The sequence below is a fragment of the Natranaeroarchaeum sulfidigenes genome (genome assembly GCF_017094485.1).
Classification (GTDB): domain Archaea; phylum Halobacteriota; class Halobacteria; order Halobacteriales; family Natronoarchaeaceae; genus Natranaeroarchaeum; species Natranaeroarchaeum sulfidigenes.
In genome coordinates this window covers 2,494,509-2,514,201 of the sequence record NZ_CP064786.1, presented here as the reverse complement: position 1 = coordinate 2,514,201, position 19,693 = coordinate 2,494,509, and the positions used below count along the sequence as shown (strand labels likewise).

At 63.8% G+C, this 19,693-nt stretch carries 23 protein-coding genes; 8 read left to right on the top strand and 15 right to left on the bottom strand.

Annotated features, from left to right (window positions below):
- Positions 1 to 170: 170 nt before the first annotated feature.
- The 3 genes from AArcS_RS13090 (at position 171) to AArcS_RS13080 (ending at position 2,435) form a co-directional block, all read left to right on the top strand.
- Complete coding sequence (locus tag AArcS_RS13090; RefSeq protein WP_238477865.1) at positions 171 to 1,142, top strand: transcription initiation factor IIB; 972 nt, start codon at positions 171 to 173, stop codon at positions 1,140 to 1,142.
- Positions 1,143 to 1,245: 103 nt separating this feature from the next.
- A complete protein-coding gene (locus AArcS_RS13085) occupies positions 1,246 to 1,935 on the top strand; it encodes a type I 3-dehydroquinate dehydratase (protein ID WP_238477864.1) in 690 nt (229 codons plus the stop codon).
- Between the two features lie 32 nt (positions 1,936 to 1,967).
- The gene (locus AArcS_RS13080) at positions 1,968 to 2,435 is read left to right on the top strand and encodes a DUF6677 family protein (RefSeq protein ID WP_238477863.1); all 468 of its coding nucleotides are present in this window, start codon (positions 1,968 to 1,970) and stop codon (positions 2,433 to 2,435) included.
- Here AArcS_RS13080 and AArcS_RS13075 read toward each other — a convergent pair whose 3' ends face one another.
- Positions 2,436 to 3,614, bottom strand: a complete 1,179-nt coding sequence (locus AArcS_RS13075; protein WP_238477862.1) for a 3-dehydroquinate synthase II — start codon at positions 3,612 to 3,614, stop codon at positions 2,436 to 2,438.
- A gap of 168 nt (positions 3,615 to 3,782) precedes the next feature.
- On the opposite strand from AArcS_RS13075, the gene AArcS_RS13070 reads away from it, so the two are divergent.
- Complete coding sequence (locus AArcS_RS13070) at positions 3,783 to 4,373, top strand: hypothetical protein (RefSeq protein WP_238477861.1); 591 nt, start codon at positions 3,783 to 3,785, stop codon at positions 4,371 to 4,373.
- 130 nt (positions 4,374 to 4,503) lie between these two features.
- Here the strand turns inward: AArcS_RS13070 and AArcS_RS13065 are convergent, their stop codons facing one another.
- Genes AArcS_RS13065 through trpC form a run of 5 tightly spaced genes read right to left on the bottom strand, consistent with a single transcriptional unit; the run spans position 4,504 to position 9,088 of the window.
- A complete protein-coding gene (locus AArcS_RS13065) occupies positions 4,504 to 5,265 on the bottom strand; it encodes an HFX_2341 family transcriptional regulator domain-containing protein (RefSeq protein WP_238477860.1) in 762 nt (253 codons plus the stop codon).
- Between the two features lie 33 nt (positions 5,266 to 5,298).
- Complete coding sequence (locus AArcS_RS13060) at positions 5,299 to 6,105, bottom strand: 2-amino-3,7-dideoxy-D-threo-hept-6-ulosonate synthase (RefSeq protein ID WP_238477859.1); 807 nt, start codon at positions 6,103 to 6,105, stop codon at positions 5,299 to 5,301.
- Between the two features lie 52 nt (positions 6,106 to 6,157).
- Entirely contained in the window at positions 6,158 to 6,997 is an 840-nt protein-coding gene (gene trpA, locus AArcS_RS13055; RefSeq protein WP_238477858.1) for a tryptophan synthase subunit alpha, read from the bottom strand.
- Positions 6,990 to 8,240 (bottom strand): tryptophan synthase subunit beta, encoded by a 1,251-nt coding sequence (trpB, locus tag AArcS_RS13050; RefSeq protein WP_238477857.1) that lies wholly within the window; start codon positions 8,238 to 8,240, stop codon positions 6,990 to 6,992. The genes trpA and trpB overlap by 8 nt, the downstream gene beginning before the upstream one ends.
- A complete protein-coding gene (trpC, locus tag AArcS_RS13045) occupies positions 8,237 to 9,088 on the bottom strand; it encodes an indole-3-glycerol phosphate synthase (protein WP_238477856.1) in 852 nt (283 codons plus the stop codon). Before trpC ends, trpB begins: the two co-directional genes overlap by 4 nt.
- 87 nt (positions 9,089 to 9,175) lie before the next feature.
- On the opposite strand from trpC, the gene AArcS_RS13040 reads away from it, so the two are divergent.
- Entirely contained in the window at positions 9,176 to 9,640 is a 465-nt protein-coding gene (locus AArcS_RS13040; protein WP_238477855.1) for a methylated-DNA--[protein]-cysteine S-methyltransferase, read from the top strand.
- On the opposite strand, the gene AArcS_RS13035 is transcribed toward AArcS_RS13040, so the two are convergent.
- From AArcS_RS13035 to lonB, 3 genes are all read right to left on the bottom strand, one after another.
- Positions 9,637 to 9,984 (bottom strand): hypothetical protein, encoded by a 348-nt coding sequence (locus tag AArcS_RS13035; protein WP_238477854.1) that lies wholly within the window; start codon positions 9,982 to 9,984, stop codon positions 9,637 to 9,639. The two genes, AArcS_RS13040 and AArcS_RS13035, sit on opposite strands and share 4 nt — an antisense overlap.
- Positions 9,985 to 10,004: 20 nt before the next feature.
- Positions 10,005 to 10,898: a CPBP family intramembrane glutamic endopeptidase gene (locus AArcS_RS13030; protein ID WP_238477853.1), complete on the bottom strand. Its 894-nt coding sequence runs from the start codon at positions 10,896 to 10,898 to the stop codon at positions 10,005 to 10,007.
- A 156-nt stretch (positions 10,899 to 11,054) separates the two neighbouring features.
- Complete coding sequence (gene lonB / locus AArcS_RS13025) at positions 11,055 to 13,295, bottom strand: ATP-dependent protease LonB (protein ID WP_238477852.1); 2,241 nt, start codon at positions 13,293 to 13,295, stop codon at positions 11,055 to 11,057.
- A gap of 212 nt (positions 13,296 to 13,507) precedes the next feature.
- On the opposite strand from lonB, the gene AArcS_RS13020 reads away from it, so the two are divergent.
- Both AArcS_RS13020 and AArcS_RS13015 read left to right on the top strand, forming a co-directional pair.
- Positions 13,508 to 14,026 (top strand): nicotinamide-nucleotide adenylyltransferase, encoded by a 519-nt coding sequence (locus AArcS_RS13020; protein WP_238477851.1) that lies wholly within the window; start codon positions 13,508 to 13,510, stop codon positions 14,024 to 14,026.
- Positions 14,027 to 14,788, top strand: a complete 762-nt coding sequence (locus AArcS_RS13015; RefSeq protein ID WP_238477850.1) for an SAM hydrolase/SAM-dependent halogenase family protein — start codon at positions 14,027 to 14,029, stop codon at positions 14,786 to 14,788. It abuts the gene before it with no gap.
- A 9-nt stretch (positions 14,789 to 14,797) separates the two neighbouring features.
- Here the strand turns inward: AArcS_RS13015 and AArcS_RS13010 are convergent, their stop codons facing one another.
- Positions 14,798 to 15,538 carry a TenA family protein gene (locus AArcS_RS13010; protein WP_238477849.1) on the bottom strand — a complete coding sequence of 247 codons (741 nt, stop codon included), beginning with the start codon at positions 15,536 to 15,538 and terminating at the stop codon, positions 14,798 to 14,800.
- On the bottom strand, positions 15,535 to 16,194 hold the full coding sequence (tenA, locus tag AArcS_RS13005) for a thiaminase II (RefSeq protein WP_238477848.1): 660 nt from the start codon (positions 16,192 to 16,194) through the stop codon (positions 15,535 to 15,537). The genes AArcS_RS13010 and tenA overlap by 4 nt, the downstream gene beginning before the upstream one ends.
- Before the next feature lie 189 nt (positions 16,195 to 16,383).
- Between tenA and AArcS_RS13000 the strand changes: the two genes are divergently transcribed.
- Complete coding sequence (locus tag AArcS_RS13000; protein WP_238477847.1) at positions 16,384 to 16,800, top strand: GNAT family N-acetyltransferase; 417 nt, start codon at positions 16,384 to 16,386, stop codon at positions 16,798 to 16,800.
- A 20-nt stretch (positions 16,801 to 16,820) separates the two neighbouring features.
- Here the strand turns inward: AArcS_RS13000 and AArcS_RS12995 are convergent, their stop codons facing one another.
- The 4 genes from AArcS_RS12995 to thsA form a co-directional block, all read right to left on the bottom strand.
- Positions 16,821 to 17,243: a type II toxin-antitoxin system VapC family toxin gene (locus tag AArcS_RS12995; protein ID WP_238477846.1), complete on the bottom strand. Its 423-nt coding sequence runs from the start codon at positions 17,241 to 17,243 to the stop codon at positions 16,821 to 16,823.
- A complete protein-coding gene (locus AArcS_RS12990) occupies positions 17,243 to 17,497 on the bottom strand; it encodes an AbrB/MazE/SpoVT family DNA-binding domain-containing protein (protein ID WP_238477845.1) in 255 nt (84 codons plus the stop codon). Before AArcS_RS12990 ends, AArcS_RS12995 begins: the two co-directional genes overlap by 1 nt.
- Positions 17,498 to 17,567: 70 nt before the next feature.
- Positions 17,568 to 17,768, bottom strand: coding sequence for a hypothetical protein (locus tag AArcS_RS12985; protein WP_238477844.1), 201 nt, complete (start codon positions 17,766 to 17,768; stop codon positions 17,568 to 17,570).
- A 356-nt stretch (positions 17,769 to 18,124) separates the two neighbouring features.
- Complete coding sequence (thsA, locus tag AArcS_RS12980; RefSeq protein WP_238480013.1) at positions 18,125 to 19,684, bottom strand: thermosome subunit alpha; 1,560 nt, start codon at positions 19,682 to 19,684, stop codon at positions 18,125 to 18,127.
- Positions 19,685 to 19,693: the final 9 nt, after the last annotated feature.

Sequence of the window (19,693 nt, the reverse complement as noted above, 5' to 3'; positions counted from 1 at the left end):
CAACAAGAATGTTTTGATTTCTGTCGCTATTCGAGGCGTATAACGGCTCGCCACCGAGTATGGCGTCCATATTCCAAAGAGCTTATATAGGAGTGATCGCAAGTCCTACGAAAGGAATCACCCGGGATTTTTCCAGGGTTACCTGCCCGGTTAGCAGCCGCCTTCGCACCATGACAGAACAAAACACCCGAACGCGAACCCGATCGAGAGCAGTAGAGCAAGAACAGGAAACCGAAGACGAGGGACTCGCCTGTCCCGAGTGCAGCGGCCAGCTGATCAACGACGAGGAGCACGGAGAAACGGTCTGCAACGACTGCGGGCTTGTAGTTGAGGAGGACTCTGTTGACCGCGGGCCGGAGTGGCGCGCGTTCGACGCCCAGGAGAAAAACCAGAAGTCCCGCGTCGGTGCACCGACGACGAACACGATGCACGACAAGGGGCTGTCGACGAACATCGACTGGCGTGACAAGGACGCCTACGGCAACTCGCTTGGCTCCCGCCAGCGCGAGAAGATGCAGCGCCTGCGCAAGTGGAACGAGCGGTTCCGAACCCGCGACAGCAAGGAGCGCAACCTCAAGCAGGCGCTCGGCGAGATCGACCGGATGGCGTCGGCCCTCGGTCTGCCGAGCAACGTCCGCGAGACCGCCAGCGTCATCTACCGCCGCGCGCTCAACGAGGACCTCCTCCCGGGACGTTCGATCGAGGGCGTCTCGACGGCCTGTGTGTACGCCGCCGCGCGACAGGCTGGCGTCCCCCGCAGTCTCGATGAAATCGCCGAAGTGAGCCGGGTGGAGAAAAACGAGGTCGCTCGCACCTACCGCTACGTGGTCCGCGAACTCGGTCTCGAAGTCCAGCCCGCAGATCCCGAGAGCTACGTGCCCCGCTTCGCGTCGGGACTCGGCCTCTCCGACGAGTCCGAACACCGCGCCCGCAAGCTCCTGCAGAACGCCAAGGAGAAAGGCGTCCACAGCGGCAAGTCGCCGGTCGGCCTCGCCGCCGCCGCAGTCTACGCCGCTGCGCTGCTCACGAACGAGAAGACGACGCAGGCTGCGGTCAGCGAAGTCGCGGACATCTCCGAGGTCACGATCCGCAACCGCTATCACGAACTCCTCGAAGCCGAGGAGAGCCTCGGTCTCGCCTGATCGGGCACCCGTTTTCGCGCGCTCGTCTCCTGACGAGCTACCGCTCTTGGAGATCGTACGGAGTAACGCGCCTTTTTTTATCTCCCCTCACGTCCCCGGGAATATGAACTTCGACACGTTCGTACTCGCCGCCGCGACGGCGAGCCTCGACGACGAGCCAGCGGCCCGAGAGCATGCCGACGCGATCGAGTTCCGGATGGATCTCGCCGCCGACCCACTCCCCCAGCTACACGAGTATGACGGCGAGTTGCCGGTCATCGCGACCAACCGCGCGGAGTGGGAGGGTGGCGAAGCGTCCGAAGCCGGGCGTCTCGACGCACTCGCTGAGGCCGCACAGCTGTCGTCGGTCGAGGCGATCGACGTCGAGCTCCAGACGCTCGAAACGCCGGAAGGTGTAGCGCTCGCGGAGAACGCACGGGCGGCAGATGTCTCGATCATCGCCTCGGTCCACGATTTCGATCGGACGCCCTCGTCGGCCGACCTTCGCAAACTCCTTCGCCGGGCGACAGACCACGGTGACATCGGAAAGCTAGCCGTCACCGCCCAGAAGCCACGGGACGTCCTCGACCTGCTCGGTGCGACCCAGACGCTTTCGGCGACCGGCAGCACCGTCGCCACGATGGCGATGGGCGAGGCCGGACGCCACTCCCGGGCCGTCGCGCCGCTGTACGGATCGCGGATCGGCTACGCGCCGGTCGACCCTGCCGATGCGACTGCTCCCGGCCAGTACGATCTGGCGACGCTGCGACGACTCGTCGGCGAACTGGGGTCGGACGCGCGTTCGACAGTCTAATGAGTCCACGGTAGCTACTCGCAGCAAAGGTCATGATCCGGAAACGTCCGCTGATCGCCGTGCTGCTTGCCTTTGTCTATCCCGGTCTCGGACACGCGTATCTCCGCCGCTGGCTGCGTGCCCTCCTCTGGTTCGGGCTGGTCGTTTCTGCCGTCGTCTTCATCATCCCGAACGAGCCGTTCGAGGCCGCCGACTCGGTGCTTGGTGGGGCACGGGCAGTCGCCGAACAGCTCTCCTTCGGGGAGTCGCTCGCGCTCGCGTCAATCGTCTTTTTCAATATGCTCGACGCCTACGTGCTGGCAGCCTACGTCGACCGACCCACGGCGGCACAGCGCGAGGACGGCGAGGCCGCCGCCTCCTGTCCACACTGCGGGAAGGACCTCGACGAGGATCTGACGTTCTGTCACTGGTGTACGACCGAACTCGACCAGCTCGCAGAAACCGAGGCGTCAGCCGACGCGGAGCCGGCGGGCGATGCCGATAGCGTAAAAAACGCCTGATTACTTTTCGATAATCTTCTCTTCGACGGCTTCGCCGAAGTGCCGAGCCGTGTCCTCGTGGTAGAGGACGATCTTGTCACCGACTTCGAGGTCGGTGACGGCTTTGCGCCCTTCGCTCGTCGCGACTTTCACCGTCTCGGCGTTCTGGATCAGTGTCTCGATCCGGTCGCCATCCTCGAGTTCGGCCTCGACGCGGAACATCGGTCGCTGTTCGATCTTGACGCGACCGACCACCGCCTCGCGGGTGCTACCGCCAGTGTCGACGACCTGCACCTCGTCCCCGCTCTTTAGCTCGGAGAGATATTTGGTGCCGCCGTCGGGCGTCCGGATGTAGGCGTGGACCGCCCCGGCGTTGACGCGGAACGGTCGGGAGGCGACGTAGGGTGATTCGGCCGTCTCCGCGTGGACGAAGACGAGCCCGCGGGACATCGAGCCGATCAGCATCCCCTCGTCGTGCTCCATCAGTGAGCCGGTGTCGACACAGACGCGATCGGCGCTCCCGGCACGTTCGATCGTCAACACTTCGGCCGTGGTGAGATCGAGCGTCTCGCGTTCGGCCTCGTCCCGGACGTCGACGGTCGAGCGGATTTCGTCGGGGTTATCGCTATCCAGCAGGACGGCATCAGCTCCGATTTCGAGGGTTTCGTAGGCGGTCTGTGCTTCCTCGGCGCTCGTGACGCCCGCGATCAGTGTCGTCTCGTCGCCGATCCGGGCGATGAGGTTCTCAAGCGGGATGATCGACCAGTTCTCGCTGACGATGATCGTGTACTCGGCCTCCTCGGCTGCGGCCTCGGCGAACGCCTCATAGTCCTCGTCGAAGATGCGGACGTACGCGCCCTGTGCCCGGTCGTCGTTTCGGCGGAGCGTCGACAGATCGGCGGATCCGGAGAAGTCCGTCGGGAGATCGACCGTTCCGTCGCCCTCGCCCTCCTTGCCGACAACCCAGGCGTCGGGCTCGGCGTCCGCTTCCGGTTCCTCTGCGTCGTCGATGACGTCGACGTCCCCACCCGTTCGGAACGCAGCGACGTTGACGTCGCCCAGTTCTCGTACTCTGTCGATGTCGCCCTCGTCGACGAGTACCCAGTCGACGCCCGATTCGAGGCCCGCCGTGATCCGCTTTCGCCGTCGGTCCCAGTCGCCGACGGAGCTGTCGGCTTTCAGCCAGACTTCGCGTGTCATGTCCCAACGCTCGCAGCGGTCCGGCTTGAACGTGGCGGAACGCGTAAGCGAAATCCGGGCGGCGAGCGGTTCGGCAAAAAGTGCGCATAAGTCGGATTGTTACGATTGTATCAATTGTACCAATACTTTCTGGATAATTGATAAATCACACCCCAACAATCGTGTAGTATGACGTCGGAGATCGGACGACGGCTCGACGACGAAACGGGTACGAGCGACGTGGCGGTCCATTCGCTCACCGACGACGAGCGTGTGGCACGGCTCGCTGACGTGCTCGTCGAACGCGTCGGGTCGCGGGCGCTGGCCGCGGTCGGTGCGGTACCGACCCGTGTCGCAGCTGTGGGCATCGTCCGGCGTCGTCTCCGTGGTGACGCCCCTCCGCTGTCGGAGATCGTCCCGCGCGGCTGTCCGATCTCGGACGTCATGCGTGCGGAGGACGTCTTGCTCGACGCGCTTGACGACCCGGCGGACGACGCGGTGATCGATCGACTCCACAGCCGTGTCTCTCGGTGCCGTGCGGTGCTGATCGTGACTGCCCGCGAGCGTGTCGGGCCGCCCCGACTGACCAGCGTCCTCTGTGAGGACGACCCCGAGGAGGTGGCAGTCGCCGCGGGTGTGGAGCCGCTCCCACCCGCCGCGGACGTCGAGGCCTTCAAGTCACGGTATCACCGGCTCCGGGCGGATCTCCGCACGGCCCGGCTGGGCGTGGCCCTCGACAGCTACCTCGTCGACGCCGAGCTATCGCCGCCGGGTCCGTAGTCCCCGGCGTCGTGTGGTCCCCGCCGGGTCCGTAGTCCCCGGCGTCGTGTGGTCCCCACCGATGCAGTAGCTTCCCGCTGCCACGTTCGGCCCTCCAGCCGCTTCGGCCCTCCAGCCGCTTCGGCCTCCACTACGTCTCCGGAGTCGCGTCGATTTTGTGTCGGAACGCCCGCACGGCGTTTCTACCCTGCTCGGTGAGTTCGACGACGCGTCGGCGCCCCACCGAGCGCACCTCGACGTAGCCATCCTCTTCGAGCGGCGAAATCACCGAGTCGAGCAGTCTGAACTTCGCCTTGTCGTTCGCCGGTGCGCGCTCTGTAATGAACGATAGCTCCTCGTCTTCGGCGTACTCGATGAGGTCGCGCTTTTTCGGTCGTTTCGTGGTTCCTTCCTGGTCCAGCAGGAACGCCATCAGCGAGATCTGGTCGGGGGTGGGCGAGTCGACGGGGTAGGAGGGCAGTTCCGACAGGCCAGCCATCCCGTGGCTGATCGGCGTCTCGGCGGCATCGTGGGCGTATCCCTCGGGTTCGACGTAGTACGGTGTGGCGTCGGTCGAGACGTCCATGCAGGCGATCGTCGCGCCGACGGCCGCGAGGGTGCCCGCGCCGGAGACGTTTACGCGCACGGAGTCACCCTCGTGTCGGGCGGCGATCGTCGTCACCGCTCCGAGCACGTCGTAGACATCCGCAAGGTCACAGCTCCGCTCTCGCACCTCGATCCCGGCCTCTGTCAGTTCCGCTTCGATCTCGTCGTGATACGTTCTCTCATCGACGTGTGGGTCTGGGTCTTCGAGGAGGTAGACGATGTCGGCTCTGAGACGGGTTACCGGTTCGACGATCCGGTCGAACTCGTTGCCGAGGGGGACCACGTGCACTCGGTCGATGGTATCCATGGCGAAGAGCGCGGCGGCGACGACAAAAAAACGTTAGGCTTCGACGGCGAGACCAGCGCGTTCGAGGGCGGACTCGACGGTCGCATCGTCGTGGATAACGGCACTGACTGCGGTGGTGATGGCTTCCGGATCGTCGTGCTGGAAGATCGAGCGGCCCATCGAGACGCCGTCCGCGCCGGCGTCCATCGCGCCGCGAACCATCTCCACGGTCCCCCGGTCGGTACCGGGGCTTCCACCGGCGATGACGACCGGGAGACTGGTCGAACTCGTGACGTGCTCGAAGCTCTCGGCGTCGCCGCTGTAGGCGGTCTTGACGACATCTGCACCTGCTTCCTCGGCCAGCCGGGCGGCGTGGCCCAGATACTCGGCGTTGTGCTCGGGGTCCTCGCCGTCGAGATGCGCGCCGCGGGCGTACGCCATCGCGAGCACGGGCATCCCGAGGCGGTCGGCCTCGTCAGTCACTGTCGCCAGATCGGCGAGCTGCTCTCGTTCGTACTTGCTGCCGACGTTGATATGATAGGAGACTGCATCGGCACCGGCCCGGACGGCTTCCTCGACCGTTCCTGTCCGGCGTTTGTCGTTCGAGTCGGGACCGATCGAGGTCGATGCGTTGAGATGGATGATGTAGCCCGCACCGTTTTTGTGTGCGTGAACGCGGTCAGCGAGTCCCTTCTGGGTGAGTACGGCGTCTGCGCCCCCGCTCGTGATCCCGTCGATCGTCGATTCGATGTCCTTGAGTCCCGATACCGCACCGATCGTGATCCCGTGGTCCATGGGAACGATGAGGTAGTTCCCATCTGTCCCGATCCGCCCTAGTCGTGCGAGAGTTCCTGTATTCATAGTATGAGAATCTGTGGCAATGGCTGGTTATGGGTGTTGCGATTCCGTGGGGTCACTTGCCTGCTTTCGGGGTATCGGTTGTCGCACCGTCGAGGGCGCCCTGCTTGAGTTCTCTCGCTTTCGCTTCGAGTCGGTTGGCCACGTCGTCGCCCCCCGCGATGATGTCGACGAAGACGCTCCCGGCGACGACGCCCGCCGCGCCGGCCTCGACGATTTCGGTAGCGTGCTGGCCTTCGCTCACGCCGAATCCGACCGCTTTCGGTACCTCCCACTCGGCGAGTCGTGTGAGGCTCTCGTGGGTCGCGTCGCTGACGTCGGCCTGCGCGCCGGTGGTTCCGAGTCGAGCCTGAACGTAGACGAAGCCCGACACCTGCTCGCGCATCTTCGCCAGGCGCTCGTCGGTCGTCGTCGGTGCGACGATGAAGATCAGATCGACGCCGTACTCGTCACAGGCCCGCCGGAGCGGGTCACTCTCGTCGACGGGGAGATCGGGGATGATCAGTCCCGAGACGCCCGCCTCGGCGGCGCGCGCAACGAACCGGCGGAGTCGCTCGTAGTCGCTCTCGTCCGGACCGCTCTCTCCGTACTGATAGAGCAGGTTGTAGTACGTCATGCAGACGATCGGTACGTCGACGTCGAGCGATTCGACGAGCTCGAAGTACCGTTCGGGCGTGGTCCCCGCTTCGAGCGAGCGTTGAATAGCGTCCTGGATCGTCGGCCCGTCGGCGATCGGTTCGGAGAACGGCATCCCGAGTTCGATCACGTCCGCGCCGCCCGCCGCCAGCGCCTCGACGTACTCCGCGGTGGCCGCAAGTGAGGGGTCGCCCGCCGTGATGTAAGGAATCAGCGCCGGTTCGTCGCCTGAGACCGCAGTCCTCACGTCGTCACTCATACATGACCTCCATCGAGGGGGCGGCGTCGAGATCACGCTTTTCGGTCTCCTCGATCACCGCTTCCAGATCCTTGTCGCCACGACCGGAGACGTTCACGACGATCACTTCGCCCAGATCGTGCTCGCCGTCGGCGTCCGGACCGAGTTCGTCTTCGAGGAACGCGAGGGCATGCGCCGACTCCAGCGCCGGGATGATCCCCTCGGTCCGCGAGAGACGGTGGAACGCTTCCAGTGCGGCGGTGTCGTCGACGTTCACCGGCGTTACCCGCCCCTCGTCGACAAGGTGGGAGAGCTCGGGGCCGACCCCGGCGTAGTCCAGCCCCGAGGAGACGCTGTGGGACTCGACGATCTGCCCGTCGGCGTCCTGCAGTAGTTTCGTGCGCGCGCCGTGCAGTACCCCCTCACTTCCGGTCGACAGCGAGGCAGAATGAGGTGCAACACCTTCCTCGTCGTCGACGACGAGCTCGTCGCCGCCCGCCTCGACGGCGAACAGGGAGACCTCCTCGTCGGGCACGAGATCGTGGAACGTGCCCATCGTGTTCGAGCCGCCGCCCGCACAGGCCACGAGACTGTCCGGAAGCCCTCCCGTTTTCTTCTGAACCCCGTCCCGGATCTCCTCGCCGATCACCGAGTGGAAGTCCCGGACCATCCGCGGGAACGGGTGGGGTCCGACGATCGAGCCGATCACGTAGTGGGTATCCTCGACGTTGGTTGCCCAGTCACGCATGGTCTCGTTGATCGCCTCCTTGAGCGTTCCTCGTCCGACTGTCACGGGATTTACCTCCGCGCCGTTCAGTCGCATCCGGAACACATTGGGACGCTGACGACGGATGTCGCGTTTGCCCATGTAGATCTCACAGGGCATATCGAGGTGGGCCGCAGCCATCGCCGTCGCGGTGCCGTGTTGCCCTGCACCGGTCTCGGCGACGATCCGCTCTTTGCCCATATACCTGGCGAGCAGGACCTGTCCCAGCGCGTTGTTGAGTTTGTGTGCGCCGCCGTGGAGCAGGTCCTCGCGCTTGAGATACACCTCGGCGTCGTAGCGCTCGCTGAGCCGATCGGCCCGCTGGATCGGCGTCGGTCGGCCGCCGAAGTCGGCCAGTCGCTCCCGGAACTCGTCCATGAAGCCGTCCTCGTTGTCGAGGACGTATCGTTCGTAGGCGTCGGTTAGCTCTTCGATTGCCGGCATCAGCACCTCCGGCACGTACTGTCCGCCATACTCTCCGAATTTCGTCGTGCTCATAGGTTTTTTTCTGGTGTTGCGTCCCCGCCGGTCGACTCAGCGTCGTCCGCGTCTCGGGACTCCGCCGTTGTGAGTCGTTCGGTGTTCTCCCGTACGGTCGCCGCCGGATCTTCCCCTTCCTCGTAGTTCATAATCGCGCTGCCGATCAACAGGGCGTCCGCGCCCGCCGCCCGCATCCGCCGGACGTCTCCGGGCGTCGACACGCCACTTTCGGCGATCAACGTGATGTCCTCGGTGACATCGGCTGTCGCGTCGGCGACTCGCTCGAACGTACCGAGATCGACATCGAGTTTCGCCAGATCGCGGTTGTTTACGCCCACGAACTCGGCTCCCGCCGCTACCGCTTCTCGTACCTCCGCCTCGGTGTGGGCCTCGACGAGCACCTGGAAGCCACGTTCCCGGGCCGCCGCGAGCAGTCCTTCCAGATCGTCGACGAAGCGGACGATCAACAGGACGACATCGGCCTCGGCCGCGTCTAACTGGGGTTCGCGCAGAATGAAGTCCTTTCGGAGGACCGGAACATCGACGGCGTCTCGCACACGTTCGAGGTACTCGGGACTCCCGCCGAAGTGATCGGGCTCGGTTAGCACCGATAGCGCCGCGGCCCCACCATCAACCATCGCCTGTGCCAGTTCGACAGGGTCGTCCTCGCGAGTCCCCTTCGTCGTCGGACTGGTCGGTTTCACTTCGGCGATCACCGGTACTCGCCCGTCCGCCCCGGCGGCCGAAAGCGCCGCATTCAGCGACTGTGGATCGACGTCGACGTGCCCCCCATCCGGATCGGCTCTGGATCGGGCCGCGTCGAGGATCGATCGGACGGCGGGAGCGACTCCCTCGTCAGCGTTCATTATCGTACATTAACGGACGGATATGTACATAAGGCTTGCGCACCAGTCCGGCGAATCTTCAAGGTCCTGACGAACGGATGCGCATACATGATCGAGGATGCCGGGATCTACGCACGGGAGTTCGCACCGATCGACCGCCACGTTCAGATCGGCGTCGCAAGTAGCAAGGTGCTCCGCGTGACGTTTCCGGAAACGCCGAACGCCGAGGCGAGGACCGACCACCCACTGCTGGATCGACTCGATGCGTACCTCGCGGCCCGCCGGGAGGATTACTTCGACGACGTGCAGGTCGCACTCACGGTGCCAACTGACCAGCGACGGGTCCTCGAATCCGTACGGGACGTTCCCTTCGGAAAAGCGATCGGTATTGACGCGCTAACCCGGATGACCTCCGGGCTCTCACACGAGGACGATGGAGATCTCGAAACAGCTCGGACCGCACTGCGGGAGAACCCGGCACCGATTTTCATCCCGGATCATCGTATCAGCGATGGGCCGGGTGCGACGCCGCCGGACGTGGTCGAGCAGTTACGAGCGATCGAGGGGCTCTAATTCGCGTACCGCGTCGCGTAAACGTACAACCCGACACCGGAAAGCACTGCCAGCGTGGCGAGCAGATCGATCAGGGGGTCCTCGGCCATGATCGCGAGGAACTGTGCCAGCCCGCCCGTGACGAAGCTTGCGCCCGCGGCCCGGAGTGGATCGGTTCGACTCTCGGCGACCCAGTACAGCCCTGCGCCCACGGCGAGCGCGATGAGCCCGAACAACACGTCGGCAGTGAGCTCAGCGATCGGATCGCCCGAGACGAGCGCGTAGAGGACGATACCGGCGTACGAGAGGACGCTCCCGATCAGTGCGAGATACACCCATCGTGGAACATTCTCGATATCGGTCATACCCAACACAGACTCACACCTCACTTAGATCCGAGGGTTTCTCGTGGATCGATCCCCAGTCCCTCGTGAACGACGAACTCCGCAGCGTTGATCACGTAGTGGGCGACGACGACCACCAGCAGGCTGCCGGTCAGAATAAAGACCGCGGCGAGAACGAAGCCGAGTACACCCGTCACGAGGATGCCACCCGGCCCCTGCAGACCGTGACCGAGCCCGAAGGCTACCGAGGAGAGCACTGCGAGAAGCCACGGCGAGACACCGAACCCGGTCGAGAGTGCCCCGATCAGCGCCGCCCGAAAGAGCAGTTCCTCGAAGAGTGCGACGGTCGGCAGGACGAACAACAGTAGCACGGCCCATTCACGGGCGCTATCCGGCGCCAGCAGTTCCCGGAGCAACTCGTCGAAGCCGACGCCGATGCGTTCGAGGCCGATCGCCGCCGCGGCGTTGGCGACGTACAGCGCCACGCCGACGCCCGCTCCGAATGCGACCGCTTCGAGCCCGACACTGGCGGCGGTCCACTCGATACCCAGCGCCGATGCCGGGACGCCGGTCCACCACGCCGCGGCGACGAGCACCCCCCCAAAGACGCCCTGTGTCAGCGCGACGTTGGCGAACAGTTCGCGCTTCGAGAGCTCCGACAGATCCAGCGACTGGCGTGAGGGGGTCGGTTTCCCCCCGGTGTCGGTGGCCGGGATCTCACCAGGGCTGGCAGTGTCCAGAGCGTCATCCAGCAGCTCTGATTCCGGTGTCTCCTCGGGAAACTCGGTATCCGGGTCCGCATCCGGCCCGTCGACTTCCGGACCATCAGCCGACACGTCGCTTTCCGCTGCGAGAGCCGCGGTCTGTCGGGCAAAGACGAGAACGAGCGCGGTCACGAGCAGGGTAACCGCCGCGAAGATGACCCACTGTGTCACAGTATGAGGAGTTCGCCGAACCGACAAAAGGGCACCGCCACGAGACAACGCCGTCCCGCAATCACAGCGCGGCGGCGAGCCCGATCGCGGGCACCTCGCTGTCGGGGTCGAGGACTATCCACTGGACGACATGAAAGTACGGTCAAAAAACGACCGTTACTGCGGGCTCGGGCTACCAGTACCGACCTGTCGATCGAGCGCGTTGCCCGTAATCGATTTGAGGCGGTCGACGAGGCTGTCCTTCTCGGTCTCGCCGGTTAGCGCGATGTCGAGCACCTCGCTGATGTGGCTCACCGGAATAACCTCTATCTGTTCGGCGTACTCGTCTTCGATCATCACGTCCTGTTCGTTCGCCTTGGGGATGATGACCGTGTTGATGCCGGACTTGGCGGCGGCCTCGATCTTGTGTGTGACGCCGCCGACCGGGAGCACGTCGCCCCGGACCGAGAGCGAGCCGGTCATCGCCAGATCCTGCCGGACCGGCATGTCTTCGAGCGCGGAGATCACCGCTGTCGCGACCGTGATCGACGCCGAGTCGCCGTCGACGCCCTGCTGGCCCGCCTGCACGAACTGGATGTGGACGTCCTTTTCGGAGAGGTCCACGTCGGAGAACTTCTTGATGATCGCCGAGACGTTCTGGACGGACTCCTCGGCCATCTCCTGGAGCTTCCCGGTGGCGATCACCTGCCCGCCACCCTGTGCGGGGGCGACCTCGGCCATAACGGGGAGCATGATCCCGGAGTCCTCGCCCATGACGGCAAGCCCGTTCACGCGGCCAACCACGTCGCCGTCCGCGACGGTGAGCTCGTAGTCCTTGCGGCGCTCGATGTAGTTGTCCGCGAGCTGCTGTTCGATGGATCGCGAGCGGCGTTTCGCCTGCAGGACGTCCTCGCGCTCGGTGAACTCCTTGTCCTCGGCGCGGGCGATGTCGCCTGCGACCCGCACGAGCCCACCCAGATTCCGGAAGTGAAGCGTTAGGTGACCCTTCCGGCCGGAGCGACGTTTCGCTTCGAGCATCACTTCGCGGGCGGCTTCCGGCGTGAAGTGGGGCAATCGACCGTCGTTTTCGACCTCCTGTGCGATGAAGCGCACGTACTTGCGGCGCATCTCGGGGGTGTCATCGATGGTGTCGTCCATGAACACCTCGTACCCGTAGCCCTTGATACGGGAGCGCAGCGCGGGGTGCATGTTCTCCAGTGCGTCGCGGTTCCCTGCCGCGATCATGATGAAGTCACAGGGGACGGGCTCGGTCTGGACCATCGCACCCGAGGAGCGCTCGGACTGGCCGGTGATCGAGAACTCGCCCTCCTGGATCGCCGTCATCAGTTTCTGCTGAGTGCGAACGTCGAGCGTGTTGATCTCGTCGACGAACAGCACGCCCTTGTTGGCCTTGTGGATCGCGCCGGGCTCGACGCGGTCGTGACTCGGCGTCTCCATTCCACCGGACTGGAACGGGTCGTGGCGGACGTCACCGAGCAGTGCACCGGCGTGAGCACCGGTCGCGTCCTCGAACGGCGCGGTCGTCTGATCGGTGGCGTTGACGATCATGTTCGGGATGACCGCATCGCTGCCCCGTTGAGTGTAACGGAACAGGATGTAGACGGCGATGGCGGCGATGATCCCGAGCAGGATGGAGGCATTCGAGATAATCGTGTAGCCGAGGATGATCACGACGATGATCAACATCAGGAACGTCCGAAGCTGGTTGCGCTTGCGGGCTTCCTCCTTGTGGGCGTCGATGATCTGCTCGCCTTTCCCCGCCGGAACCGTTCGGACTTTCGGCTCGTTACCGTCATCTGGGTTGTGATAAACGAGGACGTCCTGGAGGTCCTCTTTCGGCAGGAGGTGGCTCATCGCTTTGGCCAGCATCGACTTGCCGGTCCCCGGCGAGCCGATCATCATGACGTGGCGGCGCTGTTTGGCAGCCTTCTTGACGATGTCACGGGCCTCGTCCTGGCCGATCACCTGATCGACCATCTGGTCCGGAATCGACATGTCGGCAGTCGAGTCGATATCGAGGCCGCCGAGCAGGTCGTCCTCGTCGAAGTCGTCGTGTATGTCAGCCTCTACCTCGCTTCCCAGGTCGTCGTCGAGACCGTAGTCGTCGTCGATATCCGACCTGTCGACGCGCTCGCCGTCTTCGCTCTTGGGGTGGGTTTCCGGATCGAGAACCTCGTCGGATTCGGCTCCATCATCGGACTCCTCGGGCGTGGTTGTGTTGTCATCCGATCCGGCCTTTCGCTCGTCTTCCGCCGACGTTTCGTCGACAGTGCCTGCTCTCCCCGCGTCGTCAGTCGAGTCTGTGCGGGAACTCTCCTCGGACACCGGGGACTCCACGGGCGGATCGCTATCCCCCTCACTCCGGGGCGCTTCGTCGGTATCCCTGTCGTTACTCATAGAATCGTTCTGTTACCTGATTTCAGGGGACCTCCACTGATATACTTTCTCCCTCCCGCCGATCTCTAGCGTCGGAAAAATCGCAGTACGGCTCTCAGCTCCGTGGTTACGTTCCCGTTACCACCACGCACTGATGAGCTCCGATGGCGGCGTCGGTAGCTCGCTCGCCCGAGAACAACCACGCTTAACCCGGATTGCGATCAACTGCCGGTATGAAGCGCGGATGCTACATCGGCCGGTTCCAGCCGTTTCACAACGGGCACCTGAACATGGTCGAGCGGATCGTCGAAGACAACGACATCGACGAACTCGTGCTCGGCATCGGGAGCGCTGACGCCTCTCACTCGAAACACGACCCCTTTACTGCGGGCGAGCGGATCATGATGATCACGAAATCGCTCGTCGACCTCGATCTGGTTACCTACGCCGTCCCAATCGAGGACCTCGAACGGAACTCGGTCTGGGTGAGCCATGTCCGAAGTATGAGTCCCGACTTCGATATCGCCTACTCGAACAACCCGCTCGTGATCCAGCTATTCGAGGAGGCGGGCGTCGAGGTCCGCCAGTCGCCGATGTTCAATCGCGAAGTCCTCGAAGGGACGGAGGTCCGCGAACGGATGATCAAAGGCGAGAACTGGCAACCACTGGTTCCCGATGCCGTCGCCGAGGTCGTCGACGAGATCGGGGGCATCGAACGGATCCAGCGCGTCAGCGAGACCGACGGCATCTAGATGATCACGCTCGCCTCCGATTTCGGCTCGCCCTATCCGGCGGCGATGAAAGGCGTCATTCTCCAGCAGAGCGACGCCCGGCTCGTCGACGTGAGCCACGATTTTCCCCGGCAGGACGTCCGCGCGGCCGCGTTCTGGCTCCGCGAAATCCTGCCGTACTTTCCGCCCGCGGTCCATCTCGCTGTGATCGATCCCGGCGTCGGAACCGATCGGGCGGCCGTGGCCGTCGAGGCGGGCGAGCACGTCCTCGTCGCCCCGGACAACGGCGTGGTGCTCCCGGCCGCACGCGCGCTTGCCGATGACGACCCGGTGCAGTGCTTCGAGATCGATGACAGCGACGCCGAAAGTTCGACGTTTCACGGCCGGGACGTCTTCGCTCCTGCTGCCGCGGCTGTCCACGAGCGGTGGCAAGCTGACGAGCCGATCGACGCACTCGACAGGGTGTCCCCCGTCGAAGAGTACGTCGATCTGTCAATTCCCGAGCCCGAGATCTACGACGATGAGATCATCGGAGAAGTGCTCGTCGTCGACGGCTTCGGCAACGTCATCACAAACGTTCCGGGCTACGCTATCGAGGGCTGTGGGGAGGTAGTGGTGAACGGGCAGACGGTCCCCGTCGGGGAGACGTTCGCGTCGGTCCCGATCGGTCAGTGGCTCGCAACAGTAGGGAGTCACGGCAACGTCGAACTCGACGTCAATCAGGGGCGCGGTGCGGAGGCGTTCGGGCTCGCGGCAGGGGACGACGTCCGGATCGGGTTGTAACTCCGCGCATCACTCGTTATCGACTCGTAGCGACGGTGGCGACCGCTCGTAGGCGGCGTCAAAGAAGGCCGCTTCCAGCTGGACAGCTCGCCCGAACAGCTCGGCAACCCGCTGCTGTCGTCTCGGCGAGAGCGTCGGACCGACCCGATCGAGCTCCGCACGGAGCCAGTCGACGAAGGACACAAACGACGGAACGGCGTGCAGGTCGATCCACTCCGCGAAGTAGAACTGCTCCGGTGGGTTGTCGACGCCGCTTGCCCACTCCAGATAGATCCATTCGGCGGGGACGAGCACTGCGAGCGTTTCGGCGTACCCTCCCTCCTCGCCCGCTCGCACGAGCAGGTCCTCGAACGCGGCCGTCGCGGGGGCAAGCTCGGGATCGGTCCGCTCGCTCTCGGGCACGTCCAGCGCGTCGAACGATCGCTGGAAATAGTCGTTTTCGTCGCTCGTAATCGCGTCGAGAAACTCGATGAGGCGTCGCTTCTCTGCCATCGTCGGGGCGCCCTCGACAGCCCGAGCGAACGTGCCGACCAGCGTGTTCACGAACGCGTAGTCCTGCACCAGATACCGGGCCATCACGTCGTCGTCGAGGGTCCCGTCGATCAGCTCCTGTGTGAACCGATGCTCGACCGCCTCGGTCCACGTCGGTTCGCTACGCCTGCGTAACCAGTCGGTAAAACGGGGCTCCGCGACCTGCTCGGCGAACGTTTCGTAGGACGCCAGAGCGTCTTCTGACTCTGCAGAACTCATAGCTCCCAGTCTTCCTGCGTGTAGGCCATCTCCCAGAACTGGTGCTCGAGTCGTGCGCTCGTCAGGAACGCCTCGCGCATGGCGTCGTGCTCACCGGGGTAGCGCTCGCCACATCGATCCACGAGTTCGCGCATCCAGTCGACGGCCTCAACGAACTCCTCGCTGGTGTACTTCTCGATGAATGGTGTGTAGCGGTGTTCCTCGTCGGCCAGCTCGGCCATGTGCTCGGCGATGTCGAGGTAGCCCTGCCCGCAGGGGTAGATCGCGGCCGCGATCTCGGCGAGCGAACCCTCGTGGGCGGTCCGGACGAGAAAGTTGGTGTAGGCCACGCAGGTCGGCGCTTTGGTCGTCGCCTCCAGGTCCTCGACTGAGAGCCCGTAGTCGGCGGCGAACTCCCGGTGCAGATCCATCTCGTAGTCCAGTGTCGTGTGGGCCACGCCGAGCAGGTTCGTCATGGTCTCTTCATCGCGAGCCTTCGCGCCCGCGATGGCGAAGGTCCGTGCGTAATCGAGCAGGTACCGGTAGTCCTGGCACACCCACGTCTGGAACGCCGCCGGGTCGAGTGTCCCGTCCGCGAGTTCGGTCACGAACGGGTGGTCTTTCTGTGCTTTCCAGATGTGCTGGCCGTCCTCGAGTAGTTCGTCGCTGAAACTCATCACTCGTGTACACGCGATTCTGAAGTGTTATGACTTACTAATATCAGCTGGATATATCAACTCGTTCCGATCGGCACAGGACAACACCTATTCTGGATCGGTTCGACGTCCTAGTATGGCTGTTCGACGCCTCCACGAAGACGACGTTCCAGAACTCGTCGAAGACCTCTGGCATCCTTCGCCAGGGAGATGGCGGAACTGGACTCGTACAACGAGCTCGTCGCTCGATACCACGAACTGTCCGACGAGGCCCGTTCGGATGCCGTTGCGTACCGACGTGAGCAGTACGCGGACGACGACCATGCGATATTTGTTGCGGACTGCGACGATGAGGTCGTGGGGTTCGTCCATGTCAAGGATAAAGAGACGCCGGAGGTGTTCGCGCGCGGCGCGGAAGCGAACATTAGCGAAGTGTACGTAGTGCTGGACCGCAGGGGAGGAGGAATCGCGGGAGAGCTGATCAACTGTGCTGAGAGATGGGCTGATGAACGCGATTACGAGTACGTCACGCTCTCGGTGAACGCGGACAACGAGACCGCGAGGAAGGTCTACGAATCACGTGGGTACGAGACGCGGCGGCACAAGATGGACAGGCGATTGGAGTGAGCGTGTCTCTGCTGAAGGTATCACGATTCCTCGACCGGGTCGTGGACCCCGATATCTAACGAATCGTCCGCAACTCGCTTCATGTCGGTGTCGTGAGTCCAGAGCTCCGTCACGTCCCTTCGTTCGGCGGCAGCGAGAATAGTCGCGTCACGCCCGCCCAGTCCAGTGTTCTGGTGAGCGTTCAGAATCTCGTTCGCTCGACGGACATCATCCGTGGTAAGTGGTGCTACCGCGGTGCCTTCGAGATTCAGAAACCGAGCGACCGTCGACTCGCTGTTGGCTACCTGATTGCTCAGGTAGTGAATCACCTCCATCTGGATGACTGTCGTCGTGAACAACGCCTCCGATCGGAGCAGGTCAGCAACCTCGGACCGGACAAACTGGTGTTCCTGCAGGTCCGCATCGAGATAGTACACCCAGATATTGGCGTCGAGACAGTACATCAGAGATCCGATGTCCAGTCTCGTTTGAGATCGTCCGGCGTAATCTCCTCGGCATCCGAACGACGAGTCTCCTCGTTGATGCACCCTTCCAGCGCGTCGGCTGCCTCGCTCCGGTCAACCTCTCTACGGATCACAATGTCTCCTCCTTGGAGCTCAATCCGGACTGGTTCTCCAGGGTCGATATCGAGACGATCACGGATTTCTTTCGGGATTGTCACTCGACCCTTTCGATCGATACGTCGGTCCGTACTCATAGATCCCACTATGGTGGGAACAAACAAATGGCTTTGCACTCCGGGTATGGTCCCGTGCCAACAGGACGAATCACACCGGTTGACTGTACACACTCGCCAGCGCGGACCTGAGTAGCACTGCCCCGGCAAGGAAGTACAACACGACCGCGATCAGCGGCAGCAGGTACGCGTCGCTCAATGGTCCGCCATACACGACCGACGGCAGGACGGCGCTGCTGGCGGCGAGCGCGGCCGTGCCAAGTGCGATCAGAACGATGGCGAATTTGACCATGGGTGCTACTATATTCGACACACTAGTGGGAAAATATTATCTTCTCGCCGATTAGAACGGGTGGTTTCGTTGGTACGGGTGCTCTGCCCGGCACAGTCGGGAGCAACGGAACGGGTGTCAGGCTATCGGCTCACATTCGGGACTACAATTTGTACACATTCTACAATTTCTACCTTCCCTCCGGCAGTTCGAGCTGATCCGTCCATGGCTGCTCCATCCGTCCGTCAAAAAATGAAACGCTCCGCCGCTCACTCGGCAGCTACTCGCCGCTGACTGCGGTTTCGAGATGAACTCTCAACCGATCACTCGGCAGCTACTCGCCGCTGACTGCGGTTTCGAGATGAACTCTCAACCGATCACTCAGCGGCGATCACGTCGTCGATTCGTGCGATCATCGTCGCAGCCTCGGTGGCGCTCTCGATGGCCTCGTGTTTGACGGCAGCGGGGTCGACGACGCCGTGCTCGACGGGGTCGCCGATCTCGCGGAACTGGCCGTCGATGATCAGGCCCGCTCGACCGGAGTCGTCGTGTTCGCCACGGAGTTCGACCAGCGAGTCGATGGCGTCGAGGCCGCCGTTCTCGGCGAGGGTGCGCGGGACGGTGTCGAGCGCGTCGGCAAAGGCCTCGACGGCGAGCTGTTTGCGCCCGGAGACGCCTGCGGCCTCGGCGCGGATGTGTGCTGCCATGGCGATCTCGGTCGCGCCAGCACCGGGGACGACGTTGCCGGTGTCGGCGGCCGAGGAGACGACGTCGAGCGCGTCGCGGATGGCGCGTTCGAGCTCGTTTACGACGTGTTCGGTGCCGCCACGGACGAGCACGGTTACCGACTCGGCGGCCGCACCCCCCTCGATGAACACCAGGGAATCCTCCGCGAAGTGTTCGGTCCGGATCGATTCGGCGTGGCCGAACTCCTCGCTCTCGAAGTCTTCGAGCGCACCGACGCGACGCGCGCCCGTGGCGCTGGCGATACCGCGGATATCGCTGCTCGAAAGGCTATCGAAGGCGAGAACCCCCTCGTTTGCGAGCATTGAGGCGACGCGATCGTCGATATCCTCGCTGTTAAACAGAACGTCGACGCCGGAGTCGACGATCGCTTCTGCGGTCTCTTTCAGCTCGGACTCCTCGGCGTCCATTGCGGCGTTGAGCTGGTCGATACTGTCGATGCTGTACTCGGCGTCGACATCGCCAGTCTTGACGCCGAGTTCGACATCGAGGAGGCCGATGTCGGCGTCTTCAACTGCGTCGGGCATCCCGTCGTGGACCGGCTCCTCGTCCAGAGCGATCCCCTGGATGAGTTCGGTCTCGCCGGAGGAGCCGCCGACCTGGGTCTGCAGGGTGATGTTGTCCCGTTCGACGCCCTCCTCACCGCTGACCTGAGAGACCGCCTCGACGACGGTTTCGGCGAGCGAGTCGGCGGTGACGCCGCCCGTGCCCTTGCCGGTCATACTGGATTCGGCGACCGATCGCAGGAGCCCCTCGTCGACCTCGTCATCGAGCGTCATCTCGTCGATGGCCTCATGGGCGAGTGCTGCAGCCTCGTGATACCCTTCCACGACGGTCGTCGCGTGGACGTCATCCTCGAAGAGGCTCTCGGCCTGTGCGAGTAGCTGTCCGGCGATGATCGCCGCGGTCGTCGTCCCGTCGCCGATCTCGTCTTCCTGTGTCTGGGCGACGTCGACGATCATCTCCGCGGCGGGATGCTCGATGTCCATCTCATTGAGGATCGTTGCGCCGTCATTCGTGATGACGACGTCCCCGGAGTCCGACACCAGCATCTTGTCCATCCCGCGGGGGCCCAGTGTGGTGCGTACGGCTTCACTAATCGCCTTACCTGCGGTGATGTTGGACTGCTGGGCGTCCTTCCCCGACGTCCGTTCGGAGTCCTCACTCAGAATAAACAGTGGCTGTCCACCCATGCGTCGCTG

Bases quoted from the DNA above. Each gene is read 5' to 3' on its own strand.
- AArcS_RS13040 (WP_238477855.1), top strand. From the start codon at position 9,176: ATGATCGAGGATGCCGGGATCTACGCACGGGAGTTCGCACCGATCGAC.
- AArcS_RS13060 (WP_238477859.1), bottom strand. From the start codon at position 6,105: ATGAATACAGGAACTCTCGCACGACTAGGGCGGATCGGGACAGATGGG.
- AArcS_RS13010 (WP_238477849.1), bottom strand. From the start codon at position 15,538: ATGAGTTCTGCAGAGTCAGAAGACGCTCTGGCGTCCTACGAAACGTTC.
- AArcS_RS13015 (WP_238477850.1), top strand. From the start codon at position 14,027: ATGATCACGCTCGCCTCCGATTTCGGCTCGCCCTATCCGGCGGCGATG.
- lonB (WP_238477852.1), bottom strand. From the start codon at position 13,295: ATGAGTAACGACAGGGATACCGACGAAGCGCCCCGGAGTGAGGGGGAT.
- trpA (WP_238477858.1), bottom strand. From the start codon at position 6,997: ATGAGTGACGACGTGAGGACTGCGGTCTCAGGCGACGAACCGGCGCTG.
- AArcS_RS13065 (WP_238477860.1), bottom strand. From the start codon at position 5,265: ATGGATACCATCGACCGAGTGCACGTGGTCCCCCTCGGCAACGAGTTC.
- trpB (WP_238477857.1), bottom strand. From the start codon at position 8,240: ATGAGCACGACGAAATTCGGAGAGTATGGCGGACAGTACGTGCCGGAG.
- AArcS_RS12990 (WP_238477845.1), bottom strand. From the start codon at position 17,497: ATGAGTACGGACCGACGTATCGATCGAAAGGGTCGAGTGACAATCCCG.
- AArcS_RS13000 (WP_238477847.1), top strand. From the start codon at position 16,384: ATGGCGGAACTGGACTCGTACAACGAGCTCGTCGCTCGATACCACGAA.
- trpC (WP_238477856.1), bottom strand. From the start codon at position 9,088: ATGAACGCTGACGAGGGAGTCGCTCCCGCCGTCCGATCGATCCTCGAC.
- AArcS_RS13075 (WP_238477862.1), bottom strand. From the start codon at position 3,614: ATGACACGCGAAGTCTGGCTGAAAGCCGACAGCTCCGTCGGCGACTGG.
- thsA (WP_238480013.1), bottom strand. From the start codon at position 19,684: ATGGGTGGACAGCCACTGTTTATTCTGAGTGAGGACTCCGAACGGACG.
- AArcS_RS13085 (WP_238477864.1), top strand. From the start codon at position 1,246: ATGAACTTCGACACGTTCGTACTCGCCGCCGCGACGGCGAGCCTCGAC.
- AArcS_RS13020 (WP_238477851.1), top strand. From the start codon at position 13,508: ATGAAGCGCGGATGCTACATCGGCCGGTTCCAGCCGTTTCACAACGGG.
- AArcS_RS13090 (WP_238477865.1), top strand. From the start codon at position 171: ATGACAGAACAAAACACCCGAACGCGAACCCGATCGAGAGCAGTAGAG.
- tenA (WP_238477848.1), bottom strand. From the start codon at position 16,194: ATGAGTTTCAGCGACGAACTACTCGAGGACGGCCAGCACATCTGGAAA.
- AArcS_RS13035 (WP_238477854.1), bottom strand. From the start codon at position 9,984: ATGACCGATATCGAGAATGTTCCACGATGGGTGTATCTCGCACTGATC.
- AArcS_RS12985 (WP_238477844.1), bottom strand. From the start codon at position 17,768: ATGGTCAAATTCGCCATCGTTCTGATCGCACTTGGCACGGCCGCGCTC.
- AArcS_RS13070 (WP_238477861.1), top strand. From the start codon at position 3,783: ATGACGTCGGAGATCGGACGACGGCTCGACGACGAAACGGGTACGAGC.
- AArcS_RS13080 (WP_238477863.1), top strand. From the start codon at position 1,968: ATGATCCGGAAACGTCCGCTGATCGCCGTGCTGCTTGCCTTTGTCTAT.
- AArcS_RS12995 (WP_238477846.1), bottom strand. From the start codon at position 17,243: ATGTACTGTCTCGACGCCAATATCTGGGTGTACTATCTCGATGCGGAC.